19 protein-coding genes are annotated in these 18,191 nt (G+C 65.8%); 8 read left to right on the forward strand and 11 right to left on the reverse strand.

Annotation, left to right across the window (positions count from 1 at the left end; genetic code table 11):
- Positions 1-298: 298 nt before the first annotated feature.
- Both rpsU and ACIIOY_RS04835 read left to right on the forward strand, forming a co-directional pair.
- On the forward strand, positions 299-526 hold the full coding sequence (gene rpsU, locus ACIIOY_RS04830) for a 30S ribosomal protein S21 (RefSeq protein ID WP_119256642.1): 228 nt from the start codon (positions 299-301) through the stop codon (positions 524-526).
- A gap of 222 nt (positions 527-748) precedes the next feature.
- Complete coding sequence (locus ACIIOY_RS04835) at positions 749-1,639, forward strand: tetratricopeptide repeat protein (protein WP_411033490.1); 891 nt, start codon at positions 749-751, stop codon at positions 1,637-1,639.
- 84 nt (positions 1,640-1,723) lie between these two features.
- Here the strand turns inward: ACIIOY_RS04835 and ACIIOY_RS04840 are convergent, their stop codons facing one another.
- From ACIIOY_RS04840 to ACIIOY_RS04865, 6 genes are all read right to left on the reverse strand, one after another.
- A complete protein-coding gene (locus ACIIOY_RS04840; RefSeq protein ID WP_411033491.1) occupies positions 1,724-3,121 on the reverse strand; it encodes an NAD(P)(+) transhydrogenase (Re/Si-specific) subunit beta in 1,398 nt (465 codons plus the stop codon).
- A 10-nt stretch (positions 3,122-3,131) separates the two neighbouring features.
- The gene (locus ACIIOY_RS04845) at positions 3,132-3,542 is read right to left on the reverse strand and encodes an NAD(P) transhydrogenase subunit alpha part 2 (RefSeq protein WP_272806564.1); all 411 of its coding nucleotides are present in this window, start codon (positions 3,540-3,542) and stop codon (positions 3,132-3,134) included.
- Positions 3,542-4,699 (reverse strand): Re/Si-specific NAD(P)(+) transhydrogenase subunit alpha, encoded by a 1,158-nt coding sequence (locus ACIIOY_RS04850; protein ID WP_411033492.1) that lies wholly within the window; start codon positions 4,697-4,699, stop codon positions 3,542-3,544. Before ACIIOY_RS04850 ends, ACIIOY_RS04845 begins: the two co-directional genes overlap by 1 nt.
- Before the next feature lie 83 nt (positions 4,700-4,782).
- Entirely contained in the window at positions 4,783-5,007 is a 225-nt protein-coding gene (locus ACIIOY_RS04855; protein ID WP_411033493.1) for an aa3-type cytochrome c oxidase subunit IV, read from the reverse strand.
- Between the two features lie 249 nt (positions 5,008-5,256).
- Positions 5,257-6,030 (reverse strand): N-acyl amino acid synthase FeeM domain-containing protein, encoded by a 774-nt coding sequence (locus ACIIOY_RS04860; RefSeq protein ID WP_411033494.1) that lies wholly within the window; start codon positions 6,028-6,030, stop codon positions 5,257-5,259.
- Between the two features lie 182 nt (positions 6,031-6,212).
- Positions 6,213-8,522 carry a putative bifunctional diguanylate cyclase/phosphodiesterase gene (locus tag ACIIOY_RS04865; RefSeq protein WP_411033495.1) on the reverse strand — a complete coding sequence of 770 codons (2,310 nt, stop codon included), beginning with the start codon at positions 8,520-8,522 and terminating at the stop codon, positions 6,213-6,215.
- Positions 8,523-8,979: 457 nt separating this feature from the next.
- Between ACIIOY_RS04865 and ACIIOY_RS04870 the strand changes: the two genes are divergently transcribed.
- Positions 8,980-9,759 carry a gamma-glutamyl-gamma-aminobutyrate hydrolase family protein gene (locus ACIIOY_RS04870; RefSeq protein ID WP_411033496.1) on the forward strand — a complete coding sequence of 260 codons (780 nt, stop codon included), beginning with the start codon at positions 8,980-8,982 and terminating at the stop codon, positions 9,757-9,759.
- Between the two features lie 4 nt (positions 9,760-9,763).
- Here the strand turns inward: ACIIOY_RS04870 and ACIIOY_RS04875 are convergent, their stop codons facing one another.
- From ACIIOY_RS04875 to ACIIOY_RS04890, 4 genes are all read right to left on the reverse strand, one after another.
- On the reverse strand, positions 9,764-10,171 hold the full coding sequence (locus ACIIOY_RS04875) for a hypothetical protein (protein WP_411033497.1): 408 nt from the start codon (positions 10,169-10,171) through the stop codon (positions 9,764-9,766).
- Between the two features lie 82 nt (positions 10,172-10,253).
- Positions 10,254-11,222: a 2-hydroxyacid dehydrogenase gene (locus ACIIOY_RS04880; RefSeq protein ID WP_411033498.1), complete on the reverse strand. Its 969-nt coding sequence runs from the start codon at positions 11,220-11,222 to the stop codon at positions 10,254-10,256.
- A 28-nt stretch (positions 11,223-11,250) separates the two neighbouring features.
- Positions 11,251-12,279, reverse strand: a complete 1,029-nt coding sequence (locus ACIIOY_RS04885) for a LacI family DNA-binding transcriptional regulator (protein ID WP_411033499.1) — start codon at positions 12,277-12,279, stop codon at positions 11,251-11,253.
- A 57-nt stretch (positions 12,280-12,336) separates the two neighbouring features.
- Positions 12,337-12,873, reverse strand: coding sequence for a MarR family winged helix-turn-helix transcriptional regulator (locus ACIIOY_RS04890; protein ID WP_411033500.1), 537 nt, complete (start codon positions 12,871-12,873; stop codon positions 12,337-12,339).
- A gap of 91 nt (positions 12,874-12,964) precedes the next feature.
- Between ACIIOY_RS04890 and ACIIOY_RS04895 the strand changes: the two genes are divergently transcribed.
- The 4 genes from ACIIOY_RS04895 (at position 12,965) to ACIIOY_RS04910 (ending at position 16,421) form a co-directional block, all read left to right on the forward strand.
- Positions 12,965-13,756, forward strand: coding sequence for a creatininase family protein (locus ACIIOY_RS04895; protein WP_411033501.1), 792 nt, complete (start codon positions 12,965-12,967; stop codon positions 13,754-13,756).
- A gap of 87 nt (positions 13,757-13,843) precedes the next feature.
- A complete protein-coding gene (locus ACIIOY_RS04900; protein WP_411033502.1) occupies positions 13,844-14,953 on the forward strand; it encodes a CobW family GTP-binding protein in 1,110 nt (369 codons plus the stop codon).
- A gap of 58 nt (positions 14,954-15,011) precedes the next feature.
- Positions 15,012-16,001 carry a WD40 repeat domain-containing protein gene (locus tag ACIIOY_RS04905; protein ID WP_411033503.1) on the forward strand — a complete coding sequence of 330 codons (990 nt, stop codon included), beginning with the start codon at positions 15,012-15,014 and terminating at the stop codon, positions 15,999-16,001.
- 24 nt (positions 16,002-16,025) lie between these two features.
- Positions 16,026-16,421, forward strand: coding sequence for a VOC family protein (locus ACIIOY_RS04910; RefSeq protein WP_411033504.1), 396 nt, complete (start codon positions 16,026-16,028; stop codon positions 16,419-16,421).
- 62 nt (positions 16,422-16,483) lie between these two features.
- Here the strand turns inward: ACIIOY_RS04910 and ACIIOY_RS04915 are convergent, their stop codons facing one another.
- Positions 16,484-16,771, reverse strand: a complete 288-nt coding sequence (locus ACIIOY_RS04915) for a hypothetical protein (RefSeq protein ID WP_411033505.1) — start codon at positions 16,769-16,771, stop codon at positions 16,484-16,486.
- Positions 16,772-17,021: 250 nt separating this feature from the next.
- Between ACIIOY_RS04915 and ACIIOY_RS04920 the strand changes: the two genes are divergently transcribed.
- Positions 17,022-18,188, forward strand: a complete 1,167-nt coding sequence (locus ACIIOY_RS04920; protein WP_411033506.1) for an outer membrane beta-barrel protein — start codon at positions 17,022-17,024, stop codon at positions 18,186-18,188.
- The last annotated feature ends 3 nt before the right edge of the window (positions 18,189-18,191 follow it).

Raw genomic sequence — 18,191 nt, forward strand, 5'->3', positions numbered from 1 at the left:
GGCTGTTTCCTGCCCCGATAGAAAGCAAATCTTGGCGCCGCGCGCCGTATCCTTTGCGACGCATTCAGGCGTACCTTGTACCACATGCGACATGATCCCCATCGGCGTTTTGCGATGGTTTTACGAGGCTTCCACGCAAATATCCTCAACATCCGGGCGCTTCAGGCTGGACTTCTTCCGAGCGATCTGGTATCCGACGCCCCAATCGTCAGCCTTCCGGGCTGCGCGAACGTCATCTCTTTGCCTGACGACCTCAAGGAATCGCCGGGCGCGCAACAAACAAAGGAACGGGATTCTCGTGCAGGTACTTGTCCGCGACAACAACGTTGATCAGGCTCTCCGCGCTCTCAAGAAGAAGATGCAGCGCGAAGGCATTTTCCGTGAAATGAAGATGCGCGACTACTATGAAAAGCCGTCGCAGAAGCGTGCGCGTGAAAAGGCAGAAGCTGTTCGTCGCGTCCGCAAGCTGGCCCGCAAGCGCGCCCAGCGCGAAGGCCTCATCGGCGGCCGTCCTGGCGCCCGCTGATCGGTCGTTTTTTCGACGTTTTCGGATGCAAGACCGGGCGGGGGCGATGAATTCGCCGCCGCCTTTTTTGACGTGACCGGAAGATTTTCACTCTTGTGAAACGCTTCCCGTGCAACTTCGGGCGCAACCGCTACGCACTTCCGCCGGAGTTGCCTTCAAGGCCGTAGCGTATTCTTCGCGCATGACGCGCGACGAGCCCATTTTGAGGATCCGCACTTGGACATGGCTGCATCTATCGCGTTCCCGACCGATCGTCCCTCCTCCCCGTCCGCCCGCATTCGCCGCCCCCTGATGGCCGCCGTCGCCGCCACGTCGCTCGCCCTGCTGCTCGCCGGCTGCCAGTCGACCACCTCGACGGACGTCCTGAAGGTCGAGCGCGCCCAGGGCTCGGAGGAGAACATCTCGTCGCTCTCCGCGGTGATCGCCGCCAACCCGCAGGATCCGGAAGGCTACAACGTCCGCGGCTCGGCCTATGGCCGCGCCGGTCAGCACCGCCGCGCGCTCGACGACTTCAACCGCGCCATCGAGCTCAACCCGCGCTTCTACCAGGCTTACGCCAACCGCGCGCTCGTCCAGCGCAGCCTGGGCGACCAGGCGCAGGCGGCCGCCGACTACAACATGGCGCTGCAGATCAACCCGAATTATGACGTCGCCTATATCGGCCGCGGCAACCTCTATCGCCAGGCCGGCCGCCTCGACGACGCGTTCCGCGACTTCAACCGCGCCATCGAGCTCGATACGACCGACCCGCGCGCCTATCACAACCGCGGCCTGATCTACCAGGCACGCCGCCAGCACGACAAGGCGATCGAGGACTTCTCCAAGGCCATCTCGCTCTCGCCGAACTCGGCCGAGCCCTATAACGGCCGCGGCATCTCCTACGCCGCGCAAGGCGACGACGACAACGCCTTCCAGGATTTCAACACCGCGATCAACCTCGACGGCAAGCTGGCCGAATCCTGGGCGAACCAGGCGCTGATCTACGAGCGCCGCGGCGACATGACGCGCGCCGCGCGGTCCTATTCGCAGGCGCTGCGCCTCGACCCGAACTACGCACCGGCAAAGTCGGGCCTCGCCCGCACCCGCGGGGCCGGCACCGCACAGCCGGCCTGACCGGCAGCAAGCCCCGGAATGCAAAAAGCCCGCGATCGTCTCGCGGGCTTTTCTTTATCGACGCGCTGTCCGGCCGGCCTCGCCTCAGTGGTTCATCGCCTTGACGATGTCTTCCGTCATCTTCTTGGCGTCGCCCAGCAGCATCATCGTGCCGTCCTTGTAGAACAGCGTGTTGTCGATGCCGGCATAGCCGGAGCCGAGCGAACGCTTGACGAAGAGGCAGGTCTTGGCCTTGTCGACGTCGAGGATCGGCATGCCGTAGATCGGCGAGGACTTGTCGTCGCGCGCGGCCGGGTTCGTCACGTCGTTGGCGCCGATGACATAGGCGACGTCCGCCTGGGCGAATTCCGAGTTGATGTCCTCCAGTTCGAACACCTCGTCATAGGGCACGTTCGCTTCGGCAAGCAGCACGTTCATGTGGCCGGGCATGCGGCCCGCGACCGGGTGGATCGCGTATTTCACCTCGACGCCCTGTTCCTTCAGCTTGTCGGCAAGCTCGCGCAGCGCGTGCTGGGCCTGCGCCACCGCCATGCCGTAGCCCGGCACGATGATGACCTTGGAGGCGTTGGCCATCAGGAAGGCCGCATCGTCGGCCGAGCCCTGCTTGACCGTGCGCTGGATGCCGTCGTCCGCCGCTGCCGCCGTCTCGCCGCCGAAGCCGCCGAGGATGACGGAGACGAACGAGCGGTTCATGCCCTTGCACATGATGTAGGAGAGGATCGCGCCCGAGGAGCCGACCAGCGCGCCGGTGATGATGAGCGCGAGGTTGCCGAGCGTGAAGCCGATGCCGGCCGCTGCCCAGCCCGAATAGGAGTTGAGCATCGAGACGACCACTGGCATGTCCGCCCCGCCGATCGGCACGATGATGAGGACGCCGAGCGCCAGCGAGAGCACGACGATCAGCCAGAAGTCCATATGGCTTTCCGACAGCGTCAGGCCGACGATGAAGAAGACGATCAGCGCCACCAGCACGATGTTGATGACGTGCCGGTAGGGCAGCATGATCGGCTTGCCGGACATGCGCCCATCGAGCTTGAGGAAGGCTATGATCGAGCCGGTGAAGGTGATCGCGCCGATCGCCGCGCCGAGCGCCATTTCTACGAGCGCCTGGCCGTGGATGCCGCCCACCTCGCCGATACCGAAGGAGACCGGCGAATAGAGCGCGGCCGCGGCCACCAGCACGGCGGCAAGGCCGACGAGCGAGTGGAAGCCGGCGACGAGCTGCGGCATCGAGGTCATCGGGATGGAGCGGGCGATATAGGCGCCCGCACCGCCGCCGATGGCAAGGCCGAGCACGATGAGCACGAGGCCGCCGAAGGAGGGCGTCGCCAGCAGCAGCGTCGTGCCGATGGCGATCCCCATGCCGATCATGCCGAGCATGTTGCCGCGCCGGCTGGTCGTCGGATGCGACAGGCCGCGCAGCGCCATGATGAAGAGGACACCCGAGACGAGATAGAGGAAGGCTGCGAAGTTTGCGTTCATCGGGCCGGCCTCACTTGTCTTTTTTCTTGTACATCGCCAGCATGCGCTGGGTGACGAGGAAGCCGCCGAAGATGTTAACGGAGGCGAGGATCAGCGCGACGAAGCCGAAGCCGGTCGCAACGCCCGAAAGCGAGATGCCGACGGCGAGCAGCGCGCCGACGACGATGACCGAGGAGATCGCGTTGGTGACGGCCATCAGCGGCGTGTGCAGCGCCGGCGTCACCGACCAGACGACGTAGTAGCCGACGAAGATCGACAGCACGAAGATCGCCAGGCGGAAGACGAAGGGATCGATCGCCCCGCCGGAAACGCCGTGCGCCGCGGCGGCGGCCGCGTCCGGCACATATTCCGATGCGGCGCGCACGGCTTCGACGGCGCGTTCGAGATCGGTGATCGCCTTGTCCAGAAGTTCGTTCGCCATCACTTGCCCTCCCCTTCATGAGCGGCGGCACCGCCGAAGTTCGGATGCACCACGGCCCCGCCATGGGTCAGCATCGTCGCCTTGACCAGTTCGTCCTCGGCATTGACCGAGACCGACTTCGTCTCCTTGTCGACCATGGTCTCCAGGAAGGTGAGAAGGTTCTTGGCGTAGAGCGCCGAGGCGGAAGCCGCGATGCGGCCCGGCACGTTGAGATAGCCGATGACCCTGACGCCCTCGACCTCGACGACCTTGCCCGCCTCGGACCCCTCGATATTGCCGCCGCGCTCGACCGCGAGGTCGACGGCGACGGAACCGGTGCGCATCGAAGCCAGCATCTGGCGCGTCACAAGGCGCGGCGCCGGACGGCCGGGGATCAGCGCCGTCGTGATGACGATGTCCTGCTTGGCGATATGGTCGGCGACGAGCGCCGCCTGCTTGGCCTGGTAGGCGGCGGACATTTCCTTGGCGTAGCCGCCGGCGGTCTCGGCCGCCTTGAACTCCTCGTCCTCGACGGCGATGAACTTGGCGCCGAGCGAGGCGACCTGCTCCTTGGCGGCGGGGCGCACGTCCGTCGCCGAGACGGCCGCGCCGAGGCGGCGGGCCGTGGCGATGGCCTGGAGGCCGGCGACGCCCGCGCCCATGACGAAGACCTTGGCGGCCGGCACGGTGCCGGCGGCGGTCATCATCATCGGCATGGCGCGGTCGAATTCATGGGCGGCGTCGATGACGGCCTGATAGCCGGCAAGGTTCGCCTGCGAGGAGAGGATGTCCATCGACTGGGCGCGCGTGATGCGCGGCATCAGTTCCATGGCGAAGGCCGTCAGCCCGGCTTTGGCCATCTCGGCGATGGCCGTCTCGTTGCCGTAGGGATCCATCGTGGCGATGACGATCGCGCCCGGCTTGTAGGTCGCGATCTCTGCCGGGGTCGGACGGCGGACCTTGAGGATCACGTCCGCCGCATTCGCCTCCTGCGGGCCGACGATGCGGGCACCGGCGGCCTCGTAGTCGCCATCCAGGATACGCGAGGCAAGGCCCGCGCCGGCCTCCACCAGCACGTCGAGCCCCAATGCCTTCATTTTCTTGACTGTTTCGACGGAACCGGCGACGCGGCCTTCGGCCGGATCGCTTTCCCGCGCGACAAAAACACACTGACTCAAACCGTGGTCCTCCCCCCGAGACTGGCCGTGTTGGATCACGACGCCGGGCGGCGTCGCAGCGAACCGCAGATGCGGCTTTCAGGTCAACGCAGGAGGAAGTATCCGGCGACGTTGAGAATGATGAGCAGCAGGAGGCTCGAGAAGAAGCCGGCGCTGGTGAAGAAGCCGGCGGCCATGGCGATCAGCAGCGCCACACAGAACAGCGTGCCGTATTTTGCGCCGTTGACGAAGAGGTTGTAGGTCTTCTCGTGCTCGCGATAGTCCATCGGAGCGCCCAGCTCGACCGGTCCGTCATGATGTTCAGCCATAGTCACCTTCTCCTAAGCAGCCGCACCCGCCAGCCGGAAAGCTCCACCCGATGAGCGCCTAAAACAGGCCGGGACCAGAACGGCCCGGCGATTCCCTCAAGCGCGAAAGCGCGTCTTTCTGGCCATACACAATGGATCGGCAAAGCGCAACGGCAAGGCGGAACGCGGATTTCACCCCGTATCGTTTCCCAAGCGGAACGGGCCGGTTTCGCGGGAAACCGGCCCGTCGTGCGACATCGAAACGCAAGGCTACCCGGCGTAGGCGCCGCCGGAGATCTGCACGCGGCGATGGGTGTCCGCGAGACGGGCGGTGGGCCGCACCGTCAGCGGGCTGAACGGCATCTCGTCGCCGCGGGCGAACAGCATCCGCCGCTCGAAAGGTTCCGACTGGAAGAACGGGAAGCGCGCATAGAGCGAGGACCGCACGTCCCTGCAACGCGTCGCCATCAGCATCAGGTCGATGATGAACTTGCCCTGGTTGCTTTTCGGCGAGGCGACGAAATCGCCGTCGAAGACGCGCCTGTAGAAGGCCGCATGGGCAGGCTTGACCATCTGGAGGACGCGGTCGGCATCGAAATAGTCCGCCGCCATCGTCGCAAGGCGCAGCGTCAGGTACGGGATCGCCGGCATCTCGCTCCAGACTTCCGGATCGGCGGCAAGGCGAACCGGATCGATCAGCGACATGCCCGCATCCAGGAAAGCCTTGATCTCATCGGGGAACACCTTGCCCGACGACGTGACCCGATGCTCCGGCGTCACATGGTGCAGGCGCACCGTCGAGATCAGACGCTCCTCGTAGTAGATGCCGAAGACATAGGCATGGCTGTCGAAATCGACCTCGTCGATGAGAAGCGGCGAGTCGTCCGCCAGATGCATCACGCTGCCGGCCTTGTAGGCCTTGTAGCGGATGCGAGCGATGTCTTCCATGTCCTCGCTTGTTTCGACACGGCGGTATTCCACCTTGTCGAGCAGCCCAAGAAGCTTTTCGGAAAAGCGATTGTTCGCCGTTTCCACGTTGGCCATTGCCCCATACCCCTGATCGAAAAAGCCGGCCGCACCCCGCCGCCGACTTCATAATCATCGATATAAGACAATTTGTGTAAAATACCATTCATTAACCTTAATATATGGTTAACGCTAATTTTGAATAAACTGATACATCGTGTGGACTTATACATCCGTCGAACAAAGCGGGAAATGAAGCGTCAGGCGACGCGGCGCCCGCGGCGGCGGGGTTCGTCCGGTTTGCCGCCCAGGCTTTCGTAGCGGTCGCGCAGCGCATCGGGCGACATGGGCGCCGCGAACACATAGCCCTGCACGAGATCCGCGCAATGGTACTTGTTGATGAGGGCGAGCTGCTCCTCCGTCTCCACGCCCTCGATGACGATGCGCAGGCCGAGCTCGCGCGACAGGTTGACGGTGCCGCGCAGCAGCTTGAAGCGGCGCGGGTCCTCTCCGATGTTGCGCACGAAGGACCGGTCGATCTTGATGACGTCGAGCGGAAGCTGATCGAGATAGCTGAGGCTCGAATACCCGGTGCCGAAATCGTCGATGGCGATGGTGATGCCGCGGGCGCGAAGCTCCTGCAGGATCGCCTGCACCTTGACCGGTTCCTCCATGAGGCAGCTCTCGGTGACTTCGAGATGCAGGCGGTGCGGCGCCAGCCCTGCCGCCTCCAGCGCCCCGGAAACGATCTCGATGATGCCCGTGCCGCGCAGGTCCTGCACGGAGAGGTTCACGGACACGTTCATGTGCGCCGGCCAGGTCGAGCAGTCGGCGCAGGCGCGGTTGATCATGAACCGCGTGATCTCGGAGACGATGCCCATCTCCTCGGCGATCCTGATGAAGACGTTCGGCGCCACCGGACCGCGCTCCGGATGCGTCCAGCGCGACAGCGCCTCGCAGCATTCGATGCGTGAGCCGTCCGGCACGAACATCGGCTGGTAGGCGACCGCCAGCGCATCGTTGGCGAGCGCCTCGCGCAGGTCGTCCTTGAGCTTCTGGCGATCCATGTAGCGTGCATCCATCTCCTGCTCGAAGACGGTGAAGCCGCCCTTGACGCGCGACTTCGTCTCGAACAGCGCGAGATCGGCGCGGATCTGCATCTCCTCCAGCCGGAAATCGTCGCTCGCCACCGTCACGCAGCCCGCGCTGAAGGAGACGAAGAGGGTCATGCCGTCGAATTCGTAGGTGCCGCGCAATTGCTCGTGGAGCCGCCGCATGCGCACTTCGAGGTCGCGCCGGTTCGTCTCATTCGGGAAGAACAGGATGAACTCGTCGCCCATCAGGCGGCCGGCGATCGCCTGGTCGCCGGCAATCTGGCGCAGCCGTTCGGCGACGGCGCAAAGCAGCCGGTCGCCGGTGACATGGCCCTTCATGTCGTTGACATGCTTGAAGTCGTCGACGTCGAGCACCATGAAGCCGACCGTACCCGGCTTCCTGCGCTCGCCGAGCGCCTCCTGCACGAGATCGGCGAAATAGGTGCGGTTCGGCAGGCCGGTGAGGCTGTCGTAGCGCACCATGTGCAGGATCTTCTTCTCCGCCCGCACGCGTGCCGTCACGTCCTCGAAGATGAGGACGGCGCCGCCATTGTCGCGGGGCGCGGCGGTGAATTCGAGGTAGAGCCCGTCCGTCACCTGCACCAGCGCGCGCGAGCGCTCGCCCTTCAGAAGCTCTTCGAGCCGGCGAAGGATCGTCCGGCTCTGCTCGGCATTGAAGAAGGTGTTGCGCACGCCGAAGCGCAGGACCACGTCGAGATGACAATCCTTCAGCCGCTCCTGGCTGCCGAGATGCAGCAGCTCGCAGGCCCGGCGGTTCGCCACGAGGATGCGCTGGTCCGCGTCCAGCATGAACAGGCCGTGCGGCATGTTGTTGAGCGCCGTGTCGAAGCGGTCGGCGATGGTCGCGAGCTCGCGTGCGGCCAGCACGTTCTCGTAGAGGAAGGTGCGCACGCCGTTCGCCATCGACCGCGTCGTCATCGCGAAGGGCAGGACGAGGGAGGCGAGCACCGCGTGATAGAAGTCCTGCAGGCCGAGAAACCCGACCACGATCGGAAAGCAGGCGGAGAAGACCATGTAGTTGACGGCCCGCGGCGAGCCGTAGTTGCGGCCGACGACGGAAACCATGGTAGCGAGCGTCACCGAGATGCAGGCGATCTCCGCAAACGCATCGCGGCTGACGATCAGGCTGTAGCAGCAGGCCGTGCCCAGCGCGAGCGTCGTGCCGACGGCGCCGAGATTGTACCAGTTCTCCCAATAGCGGATGCCGTCCGTATCGAGCGCGCCCTTGTCCGTGCGGTCGAAGCGGCGCATGCCGTGGGCGCGCAGCGACCAGATGAGGACGACGAGCGCGCTCCAGACGAGGAAGAACGGATCATTGGTCTTGGCATAGACGAAGGAGAACGTGATGACATGCGAGATCATGCCCACGAAAAGGGTCTGGCGGTTCCCATACAGCGAACTGACGAACGACAGGTACACATCGGCCGGCAGTGTGTTCTGACCCTTATCCCTCATGGACTCGGCACTCCCTATGACGTTCGAGGGTTACCGGCCAAAATTTAATGAATGATTTCGGGAAATTACCCAATAACAAGGGGACGATCCCGCATTATCGCACGCTTGCGCAACCAAGGGAAGGTGCGCTCAACCCAATATTGCAGGAGAAGCGTCCCGAGCGAGGGCGACTCAACCTTTCATACCCTCGGCACGCAACTTCCTGACTCGAAGGCGACAGAGTATTGCGCAGCCGTTGGACAAGGAAAATCGCGGGTTGCAATCGCTGTTTGCAGTCTTATGGTTAACGGCTTGCCTCTTGCCGACCCGTGAAAACTGGTGAGCCCTCCTGCCGTCGCAAGCCGGCCCATACCGCCCGAACCCGCCGTTCCGTCGTCATTTGGCCGGAAAGGGGGAATTGACTGGCGGCAGATTTGATAGCAAATCCTCATTTGTTATTTCTTTTCCGGAGCCCATCATGTCCAAACCCGTCGTCGCCATTCCCGCCGATATCCGGGAGATCGAAGGCAACGTCTGGCAGGCCACCCCGAACCAGTATGTGCGCGCCGCCGTCAAGGGCGCGGACGTCACGGTCTTCCTCGTGCCGGCGCTCGAGGCCGACAACGATTTCGACGGCATCCTCGACCGGGTCGACGGGCTCCTGGTCAGCGGCTCGCGCACGAACGTTCACCCTGCCCTCTACGGCAAGGAAGCGACTGAGGCGGAAGGTCCCTACGACACGGCGCGCGACGCGACCAGCCTGCCGCTCATCAAGCGGGCGCTGGAGCGCGGCATTCCGCTGCTCGCCATCTGCCGCGGCATCCAGGAGCTCAATGTCGCGCTCGGCGGCACGCTCGCCAACGAGATCCAGGAACAGCCTGGCATCTGGGACCACCGCAAGCCGGACACGCCGGTGCTCGACGTCGCCTACGGCATCCGCCAGAAGGTCATCGTCAAGGAGGGAAGCTGCCTTGCCTCGGTGCTCGGCGCAGGCGAGGTGCAGGTGAACTCGCTGCACCGCCAGGCCATCGCCGAAACCGCGCCGCGCCTTGCCGTCGAAGCCGTCGCGGAAGACGGCACGATCGAGGCCGTGTCCGTCATCGGCGCCAAGGCCTTCGCGGTCGGCGTGCAGTGGCACCCGGAATACTGGGTCGGCTCCGACCAGCCCTCCGACAAGCTCTTCGCCGCCTTCGGCCAGGCCGTGCGGGATTATGCCGCCGCCAAGCAGGGCGCGATGCACCGCACGGCGGCCGAGTAACCCGTCAATCCGCGGAAATCATCGTGATCATGGCGTCGGCGGGTTCGACCGCCTCGTAGGCGAGCCCGTCGCCGTCGACGACCGTCAGGATCGCCTCGCCCTGCGCATCGGCGACGACGACCGTGCCGTCGCCGTTGCTGGTCCAGGTCCGCGCCTTGGAAAGGCCGGGCCAGACGGCATCGCAATCGGCCCCGGCGTCAAACCGCGCGCTGCGGCTCGAAATGGGATTGCCCCGTTCGGCAAGGCAGGCCGTGTTCGCCACTACGTTGGAGACCGTATAGCTGTGGCCTGCCGCCCGCGCGGGGATGGAGTTGGACACCACCGGATCGACGTCCGGAACCTCCTGCGCGGCAAGGCTCCAGAGGCCCAGCGACACCGCACCGGCGAGAACGGCGATCGTCAGCGTCTTCATGGGGCTCTCCTTCGTCAGCGACTCGATGGAAGAAGCATGCGCCCGCAAGCTTGCCGAAGGGTTAACGAAGGCTTTCCGGCCCCTAGCCGGCTTTTCGCGTAAAGGGCGTCTCCGGCACCGGCGTCAGCGCCGCCCCCTGCCCGAACCAGGCGAAAAGATTGTCCGCCACGAGGTCGGCCATGGCGTCGCGCGTGGCGACCGACGCGGAAGCGACATGCGGCAGCAGCGAGACGTTCGGCAGGTCGATGAGCGCCTGCGGGACGTTCGGCTCGTCATAGAACACGTCGAGGCCGGCGGCGGCGATCACCCCGTCCCTCAGCGCCGCGGCCAGCGCCTCCTCGTCGACCGTCCAGCCGCGCCCGACATTGATCAGCACGCCGTTCGCCCCGAGCGCCCGCAGGACCGCCGCATCGATCGTCCTGTGCGTTTGGTCCGTCTTCGGCACGATGGCGATCAGGGTGTCCACAGCCTCCGCCAGCGCCATCAGCGAGGGGTAGTACGCGTAGGGCACGCCCTCGCGGGGGCGGCGCGTATGATAGGCGATCTCGACGCCGAACCCCTTCAGCCGTTCGGCGATCGCAAGGCCGATACGCCCGAGCCCGTAGATGCCGGCCTTGCGGCCGCGCAGGCTGAGCGGCGTCAGCGGAAAGGCGCCGTCGCGCTTCCAGCGTCCTTCGCGCAGCCAGGCCTCCGCCTGCGGGAAGCGGCGCACGGTATTGATGAGAAGGCCGATCGCGGTATCGGCCACCTCGTCGTTCAGGACGTCCGGCGTATTGGTGACGGCTATGCCCCGCGCCGCGGCGGCGGCGACGTCCACCTCGTCATAGCCGACACCGAAGCTCGCGATGATCTCCAGCGCCGGCAGGTGCTCGATCATCGCCGCGCCGAAGGCGCCGGAGACGGCGGCGCCGGCGATGCTCGCCGCCTCCGACCGGGCGAGAAGCGACGGATCCGCCCTGTCGATGCGCACGACGTCGAATGCCTCTCCTAGACGGTCGAGCACCCGTTCGCGGATGGTGCCCGGCACGAGGATGCGTGTCTTGGCTGACATGGTGAAACCTCCTGCTCTGGGAAATGCCTCACCCTTCCGGATGCGGCTTCAGCGGTCCGGTGGATTGCCGGATGCGCATTTCGGGCTTGATGAGATGGATGCCGTCCGGCTCGTGGCTGCCCGAAAGCTTGTCGAGCAGCGCGCGGGCGGCGTTGCGCCCGACCTCGGACTGGCCGTTCCAGACGGTGGTGAGCGCGGGCGTGGCGATCGCCGCCTCTTCGAGGTCGTCGTAGCCGGTGACGGAGACGTCGCGGCCGGGCACGAGGCCGGCGCGGGCGATGCCGTTCATCAGGCCGATCGCCACGAGGTCGTTCCAACAGACCGCCGCCGTCGGCTTCTGCGGCAGCGAGAGGAAGTGCACCGCCGCCTCGAAGCCGCCCTGCTTGGTGCGCGGACCGGGGATGCGAAGGCCCGGGTCCACCTCGATGTTCGCCTTGCGCAGCGCGTTGACATAGCCCTGGTAGCGGTCCCGTCCGGTCGACGTCTGGTCCGTGCCGCCCACCATGGCGATGACCCGGTGGCCGAGGCCGATCAGGTGGTTGGTGGCGAGCGAGATGCCGTAGCTGTCGTCGCCGCGGAAGATCGGCACGTCCAGCCCCTCGATGGAGCGGGCGATCAGGATCGCCGGCATGCCGTTGTCCTCCGCGAGCCGGATGTCCTCCGGCGGCGTGCCGATCGCCGGCGACATGATCACGCCGTCGCCGCCGAGCTGCAGCAGCGTCTCGACGAAATTGCGCTGCTTCTCGACCGAATCGTAGTGGTTGGAGAGGATGAAGGTCTGCCGGTCCCGATCCAGCTCGCTTTCGATGGCCTTGAGGATTTCCGCGTAGAACGGGTTCATGATGTCGTGCACGACGACGCCGATGATGCCGGAGCGGGAGGTCCTGAGGCTCGCCGCGCGGCGGTTGTAGATATAGCCGAGCGCGCGCGCCTGTTCCTTGATCCTGTCGCGGGTCGCGACAGCCACGAGCGGGCTGTCCCTCAGCGCAAGCGATACCGTCGCCGTGGAAACGCCGAGCGTCTCCGCGATGGTGGAAAGCTTGATTTTCTGTGCCACGACCCCTCCCCGGCCAACGCGCAGCAACGCGGCTTTAAAACCGTTTATTTAAACAGTTTAAATGTCGTCGGCAACTGCCTTTTCGCTGCCGCGCGGCGCGTCCGGCATCGCGGCGTGCAGGTTCTCGTCCACGGTGCGCAGAAGCTTCAGGAGATGGCGCACGTCCTTCTCGCTGAGGCCTTCGGCCGCCTGCCGCTCGCTCAGCCGGCCGGCCTCGGTGATGTGGCCGACGGAGGCGCGGCCGGCCTCGGTGAGGTGCACGACGGTAAGGCGCCCGTCCGCCTCGTCCGGCCGGCGCTCGACGAAGCCCTGCGCCTCCAGCCGCCCGATCGTACGCGTCATGGTCGGCGCCTTGACGCCGAGGCGGGCGGCGAGCGCGCCGGCCGTCAGCCCGCCCTCCTGCGCGAGCGCGAGGATCACACCGTCCTGCCCGGCATAAAGGCCGGTGGCGAGCAGGTTGCGGGAAAGCACCGTGCGCATGGAGCGCGCCGCATTGACGACGGCGGCGGCAAGGCCCGCGCCCGAGACCTCCTCGTGCGACTTCTTCTTCTTGGCCTTTTTCCCGTCCTTGCCGTCCTTGTGCTTCTTGCCCATCCGCTGCCTCCTGGACCGCCCTTGCATCGCGGGCGCGGCCTTGTATGACAGAGGATCGAGGCTGGCGGCAAGTAAGGATCGGAGACACGCCATGGCGCATCCCAAGATGCGATGGACCGAAAACAACCCCATGCTGGGGCCGGAGGACCGCGCGGACTGGATCGCCGTCCTGCCGCTCGGCGCCCACGAGGGGCACGGCCCGCACCTGCCGCTGGAAACAGACACGCTGATCGCCGAGGGCATCGCCGAACGGCTGATGGCGGTCCTGCCGGCCCACCTTCCCGTCACCTTCCTGCCCGCCGAGCCCGTCGGCTATTCGCCCGAGCACCTCGACGTGCCGGGCACCCGTTCGCTCGGCTATGCGCAGGCGATCGAACGCTGGCTGCGCATCGCCGGGGACCTGCACCGTTTCGGCATCCGCAAGCTCGTGCTGCTCAACGCCCACGGCGGCAATTCGCCCCTGATGACGATCGTCGCGACCGAGGCGCGCGTGCGCTTCGGCATGCTCGTCGTTGCGACCGCCTGGACCCGCTTCGGCCAGCCGGCCGGCTGGATCGACCCGCAGGACAAGGCGATCGACATCCACGGCGGCGACATCGAAACCTCCGTGATGCTCGCCCTTCATCCCGGTCTCGTGCGCATGGACAAGGCGGAACGCTTCGGCTCGCGGCAGGCGGAGTTCGCCGCCCGCTTCGCCCATCTGCGCGCCTATGGCCCGCACGCCTTCGGCTGGAAGATGTCCGACCTCAACCCGAAGGGCGTGGCGGGCGATGCCGCCGCCGCGACGGCGGAAAAGGGCGAGCGGCTGCTGGCCCATGTCCTGCGCGGCCTCGTCGCCCTCCTCGAGGATGTCGCCGCGTTCGATGCGGATACGCTTCGCTAGGGCCGATCGACATTTGCGCTGACCCGTCCGATCTCCTATATCAGTCGCAACGACGGACCTTGGGTCCGATCATCCTTCGAGGCTCCCATGACCGAAACAGCTCTCCCCAAGCCCATCCCCGTCACCGTGCTCACCGGCTATCTCGGCGCCGGCAAGACGACGCTGCTCAACCGCATCCTCACCGGCAACCACGGCAAGAAATACGCCGTCATCGTCAACGAGTTCGGCGAGATCGGCATCGACAACGACCTGATCGTCGAATCGGACGAGGAAATCTACGAGATGAACAACGGCTGCATCTGCTGCACCGTGCGCGGCGACCTCATCCGCGTCGTCGAAGGCCTGATGCGCCGCCCCGGCCGCTTCGACGCCATCATCGTCGAGACCACCGGCCTTGCCGATCCGGTGCCGGTCGCCCAGACGTTCTTCATGGACGACGACGTGCGCCAGAAGACCGAGCTCGATGCCGTCGTCGCTCTCGTCGACGCCAAGCACCTGCCGCTGCGCCTCAAGGACAGCCGCGAGGCCGAGGACCAGATCGCGTTTGCCGACGTCGTGCTCATCAACAAGACCGATCTCGTCAGCCCGGAAGAGCTGGCCAAGGTGGAGGCGACGGTGCGCGTCATCAACCCCTCCGCCCGCATCCACCGCACGACCCGCTCGCAGATCGACCTCACCAAGGTTCTCGACCAGGGCGCGTTCAACCTGGAACGGGCGCTGGAAAACGACCCGCACTTCCTCGACCACGACCATCCGGACCATGTCTGCGGACCGGATTGCGACCACGACCATCATCATCACCATCATGGCCACGATCACCATGATCACGACCATCACCACCACGATCACGATCATGACCACCATCACCACGACCACGGCGTCTCGCCGATCCATGACGTGACGGTGCAGTCGATCTCGCTGCGCGGCGGGGAGATGAACCCCGACCGCTTCTTCCCCTGGATCCAGAAGATCACCCAGACGGACGGCCCGAACATCCTGCGCCTCAAGGGCATCATCGCCTTTGCCGGCGATGACGACCGCTATGTCGTGCAGGGCGTGCACATGATCGTCGAGGGCGACCACCAGCGCGCCTGGAAGGACGGCGAGAAGCGCGAAAGCCGCCTCGTCTTCATCGGCCGCGACCTCGACCGCGAGAAGATCGAGCGCACCTTCAAGGCGTGCGAGGCGCAGGCATGACGCCGAAAAGTGCGAAGCGGTTTTCGGACGACGTCATGCGCATGGAAAAGACCCGATAATGCCGACGGTCGCGCCCCTCGATCTCGACGGCCACGTCGTCGCGGCCGCCTTTCTCGGCGACGTGCCGTTCTTCGCCTCCGCCTCCGGCGCCGTCCATCGCCTCGATCACGGCCACAAGGTCACCGAAGCGCATGACGGCCTGCTCGCCTGCGTGCGCGACGAGGCGAACGATACGCTGATCACCGGCGGCGAGGACGGCAAGGTGCTCAGGATCGTCGCCGACGGCGCCGCGGCGCTTCTTGCCGAAGTGCCGCGCAAGTGGATCTCCGTGGTCGCCGCCGGCCCGCAGGGCGCGGTCGGCTTTGCGGAAGGCCGCACGGCGCGCGTCCGGCTTGCGGACGGCACGATCAAGGAATTTTCCGAGGCGCGCTCCGCCGAGGGCATCGCCTTCGCGCCGAAGGGCCTGCGTCTCGGCGTGGCGCGCTACAACGGCGTCTCGCTGCATTGGGCGGCCATGGCCGCCCCGCCCGTCGATCTCGAATGGAAGGGCGCCCATACCGGCGTCACCTTCTCGCCGGATGGCCGCTTCGTCGTCACCAGCATGCAGGAAAACGCCCTGCACGGCTGGAAGCTCGACACCAAGCCCGGGGCGGAGACCCGCCACATGCGCATGACCGGCTATCCCGCCAAGGTGAAGTCGCTCTCCTGGTCCGCCAGGGGCAAGTGGCTCGCCTCCTCCGGTGCGCCGGCCGCCATCGTCTGGCCCTTCGCCTCGAAGGACGGCCCGATGGGCAAGCCGCCGCTGGAGCTCGGCACCCGCGCCGACGTGATGGTCACGGCCGTCGCCTGCCATCCGGCCGAAGAGGTCGTCGCGATCGGCTATTCGGACGGCATGGTGCTCGCCGCCCGCTTTGCCGACGGCCGCGAGGCGCTGCTGCGCCGCCCCGGCAAGGGCGCCGTCACCTCCATGGCCTGGAGCCGCAACGGCAAGCTCCTTGCCTTCGGCAGCGAAGCCGGCGATTGCGGTGTCATCGACCTTGCCGGATAATGCCGACCGGAGAGGGAGGCAGCCATGGTTTCGTCGATCACCCCATGCCTGATGTTCGAGGGCCGCGCCGAGGAGGCGATGACCTTCTATGTCGGCCTCTTCCCCGAAAGCCGCATCGAGGAGATGGAGCGCTACGGGCCGGGCGAGGCCGGCAGGGAAGGCTCGGTCCGGCGCGCCCGCTTCAGCCTCGGCCGCCAGTCGGTGATGTGCATCGACAGCCCCGTATCGCACGCCTTCAGCTTCACGCCGTCCTTCTCCTTCTTCGTCGAATGCGAATCCGAAACGCGCATCCGGGAGCTGCATGCCGTGCTCGGCGATGGCGGCGGTGAACTGATGCCGCTCGACGACTATGGGTTCAGCCGCGCCTTCGCCTGGCTCAACGATCGTTTCGGCGTTTCCTGGCAGCTCAATCTCGCCTGAACACGAAAACCCGGGAGAGCCAGGCTCTCCCGGGCCACTGGCCGCAGGGGCAGGGAATGCGGTCAGTGCTTGCGCTTCTTGCAGCCGCAATCGCCGCCGAGGATGCCGACGGTGCTGCCGTTGAGGATGCCTGACAGGGTGCCGTTGAGCACGCCGTTCAGCACCTTGTTGCCGTCGTTGTCGCTGAGGATGTTGCCGACACCCACGCTCGGGGCGATCACGATGCCGCCTGTCCTGGTCTTGTTGCCGTTGAGGATGCCGATGCCGCCGAGCAGGCCGCCGGCCGAGGCCTGGCCGGTGCCGGCGAATGCGATGACGGTTGCAATGGCAATGATGCGGGTCTTGTTCATGGTCTCTCTCCTTTGGTTGCGCACCTTATCGGTACACAATCAAAGGTAATATAAGCCATGATTTACTCAACCAAATCTGCCAATCATAGCAAAGAGTTAACCATAACGTAGACAAGTTTAACAAATCCTCAATCCGATACAACTTTAGATATAATAAATTGCAATACTGGGGATATTATCAACCATTGAGAGAATTTTTAACCATGCAACCCTAGGATTCTGTTTCGGAAACGGACAGGATCAGATGCCGATGCGCCCCCTTCATGGCTTGCTTTGCGCCCTCTTCGCCCTTGCCGCCTGCAACCCGGCAAATGCCGATTCAACCCTTGATTACAGCCTCGGCGGCGGCCGGACATCGAACGTCTTTAGGGATACGACCGGCCTCGCCTCCCCTTTCAGCGAGGGGAAGATCGCCCTGCGCGGCAGCCTCGCCCTTGAGGATTCCCGCTTTGCCTACGGGTTGACGGCGAGCGTCCGGCGCATCGCCCGCTACCGTTTCGCGGACGAGCGGAAGGCCGGTGTCGAGATCGGCTATGCGCGCGACCTCGGCGAAGCCGTCGAGCTCACCCTCAAGGCCGGCATCGAGCACCGGCGGGACGGCGATCTCTTCCTTGCCCTGCCCGGCCTCCTGATCGGATACCGCAAGGCCGACATCGCCGCGGCGGCAAGCGCCGGCCTCGCCGTGGAACATTGGGACGGCAAGAGCCGCCTGACCGCCGCGCTGTCGAACCTTGACCGCGGCAAGGCGGATTTCACGCTGCGGGGCCTGCCGCGCCTGCGGCTGGAGGCCGGCAACCGGCTCTTCGAGCTGACGGGCGGCCATATCCGCCCGCTTCTCGGTGGCGAGGTGGGCGCCACCCTGCAATACCGCACGAACCGCATCCCCGCCGACGACCGTGAGCGGTTCGAGCGCCTTCCCGCCCGCACGCTGCGCGGCTCGCTCGCTTATGGCCGCGCCCTCGCCGGCGGCGTCACGCTCATGGCGGAGGCCGGCATCGTCGGCGTGGACAGTCCCGGGCTCGGCGGGACGGTCGACCGCACGCGCCCCTTCCTGAAGGCGGAGCTCGGCTGGCAGCTGTCGCGGGACACCGCGCTGAAGGCAAGGTTTGCGCGCGACATCCGGCTCGACGACATCGATGACCCGCTCGGCGAGGACGTGCGCACGGTCGGCCTCGCCCTGGAGACCGCGCTGACGGAAAAGCTGAAGCTCGCCCTTGCCTATGAGCAGGCCCGCAGCGACTGGCTCTACTACGACTACCAGACCCGCACGACGGGAGCGACGGCGACGCTGAGCTACACGCTGGCCAAAGGCGCGACGGTGGCGCTCGAATACAGCCACCTCGTACGCCGCGAAACGGACGAGGCCGCCGGCTTCAGGGTCGGCGGCCTCGCGGCGCGGTTTTCCGGCTCGTTCTGAAGC

Origin of the sequence: Shinella agrisoli, from assembly GCF_046557955.1 — a bacterium.
GTDB lineage: Bacteria > Pseudomonadota > Alphaproteobacteria > Rhizobiales > Rhizobiaceae > Shinella.

Excerpts from the sequence above, each read along its gene's own strand:
- ACIIOY_RS04880 (WP_411033498.1), bottom strand. The coding sequence starts at position 11,222 with ATGTCAGCCAAGACACGCATCCTCGTGCCGGGCACCATCCGCGAACGG.
- ACIIOY_RS04835 (WP_411033490.1), top strand. The coding sequence starts at position 749 with ATGGCTGCATCTATCGCGTTCCCGACCGATCGTCCCTCCTCCCCGTCC.
- ACIIOY_RS04900 (WP_411033502.1), top strand. The coding sequence starts at position 13,844 with ATGACCGAAACAGCTCTCCCCAAGCCCATCCCCGTCACCGTGCTCACC.
- ACIIOY_RS04890 (WP_411033500.1), bottom strand. The coding sequence starts at position 12,873 with ATGGGCAAGAAGCACAAGGACGGCAAGGACGGGAAAAAGGCCAAGAAG.
- ACIIOY_RS04845 (WP_272806564.1), bottom strand. The coding sequence starts at position 3,542 with ATGGCGAACGAACTTCTGGACAAGGCGATCACCGATCTCGAACGCGCC.
- ACIIOY_RS04865 (WP_411033495.1), bottom strand. The coding sequence starts at position 8,522 with ATGAGGGATAAGGGTCAGAACACACTGCCGGCCGATGTGTACCTGTCG.
- ACIIOY_RS04855 (WP_411033493.1), bottom strand. The coding sequence starts at position 5,007 with ATGGCTGAACATCATGACGGACCGGTCGAGCTGGGCGCTCCGATGGAC.
- ACIIOY_RS04875 (WP_411033497.1), bottom strand. The coding sequence starts at position 10,171 with ATGAAGACGCTGACGATCGCCGTTCTCGCCGGTGCGGTGTCGCTGGGC.
- ACIIOY_RS04910 (WP_411033504.1), top strand. The coding sequence starts at position 16,026 with ATGGTTTCGTCGATCACCCCATGCCTGATGTTCGAGGGCCGCGCCGAG.
- ACIIOY_RS04905 (WP_411033503.1), top strand. The coding sequence starts at position 15,012 with ATGCCGACGGTCGCGCCCCTCGATCTCGACGGCCACGTCGTCGCGGCC.
- ACIIOY_RS04920 (WP_411033506.1), top strand. The coding sequence starts at position 17,022 with ATGCGCCCCCTTCATGGCTTGCTTTGCGCCCTCTTCGCCCTTGCCGCC.
- ACIIOY_RS04915 (WP_411033505.1), bottom strand. The coding sequence starts at position 16,771 with ATGAACAAGACCCGCATCATTGCCATTGCAACCGTCATCGCATTCGCC.
- ACIIOY_RS04840 (WP_411033491.1), bottom strand. The coding sequence starts at position 3,121 with ATGAACGCAAACTTCGCAGCCTTCCTCTATCTCGTCTCGGGTGTCCTC.
- ACIIOY_RS04895 (WP_411033501.1), top strand. The coding sequence starts at position 12,965 with ATGGCGCATCCCAAGATGCGATGGACCGAAAACAACCCCATGCTGGGG.
- ACIIOY_RS04860 (WP_411033494.1), bottom strand. The coding sequence starts at position 6,030 with ATGGCCAACGTGGAAACGGCGAACAATCGCTTTTCCGAAAAGCTTCTT.
- ACIIOY_RS04870 (WP_411033496.1), top strand. The coding sequence starts at position 8,980 with ATGTCCAAACCCGTCGTCGCCATTCCCGCCGATATCCGGGAGATCGAA.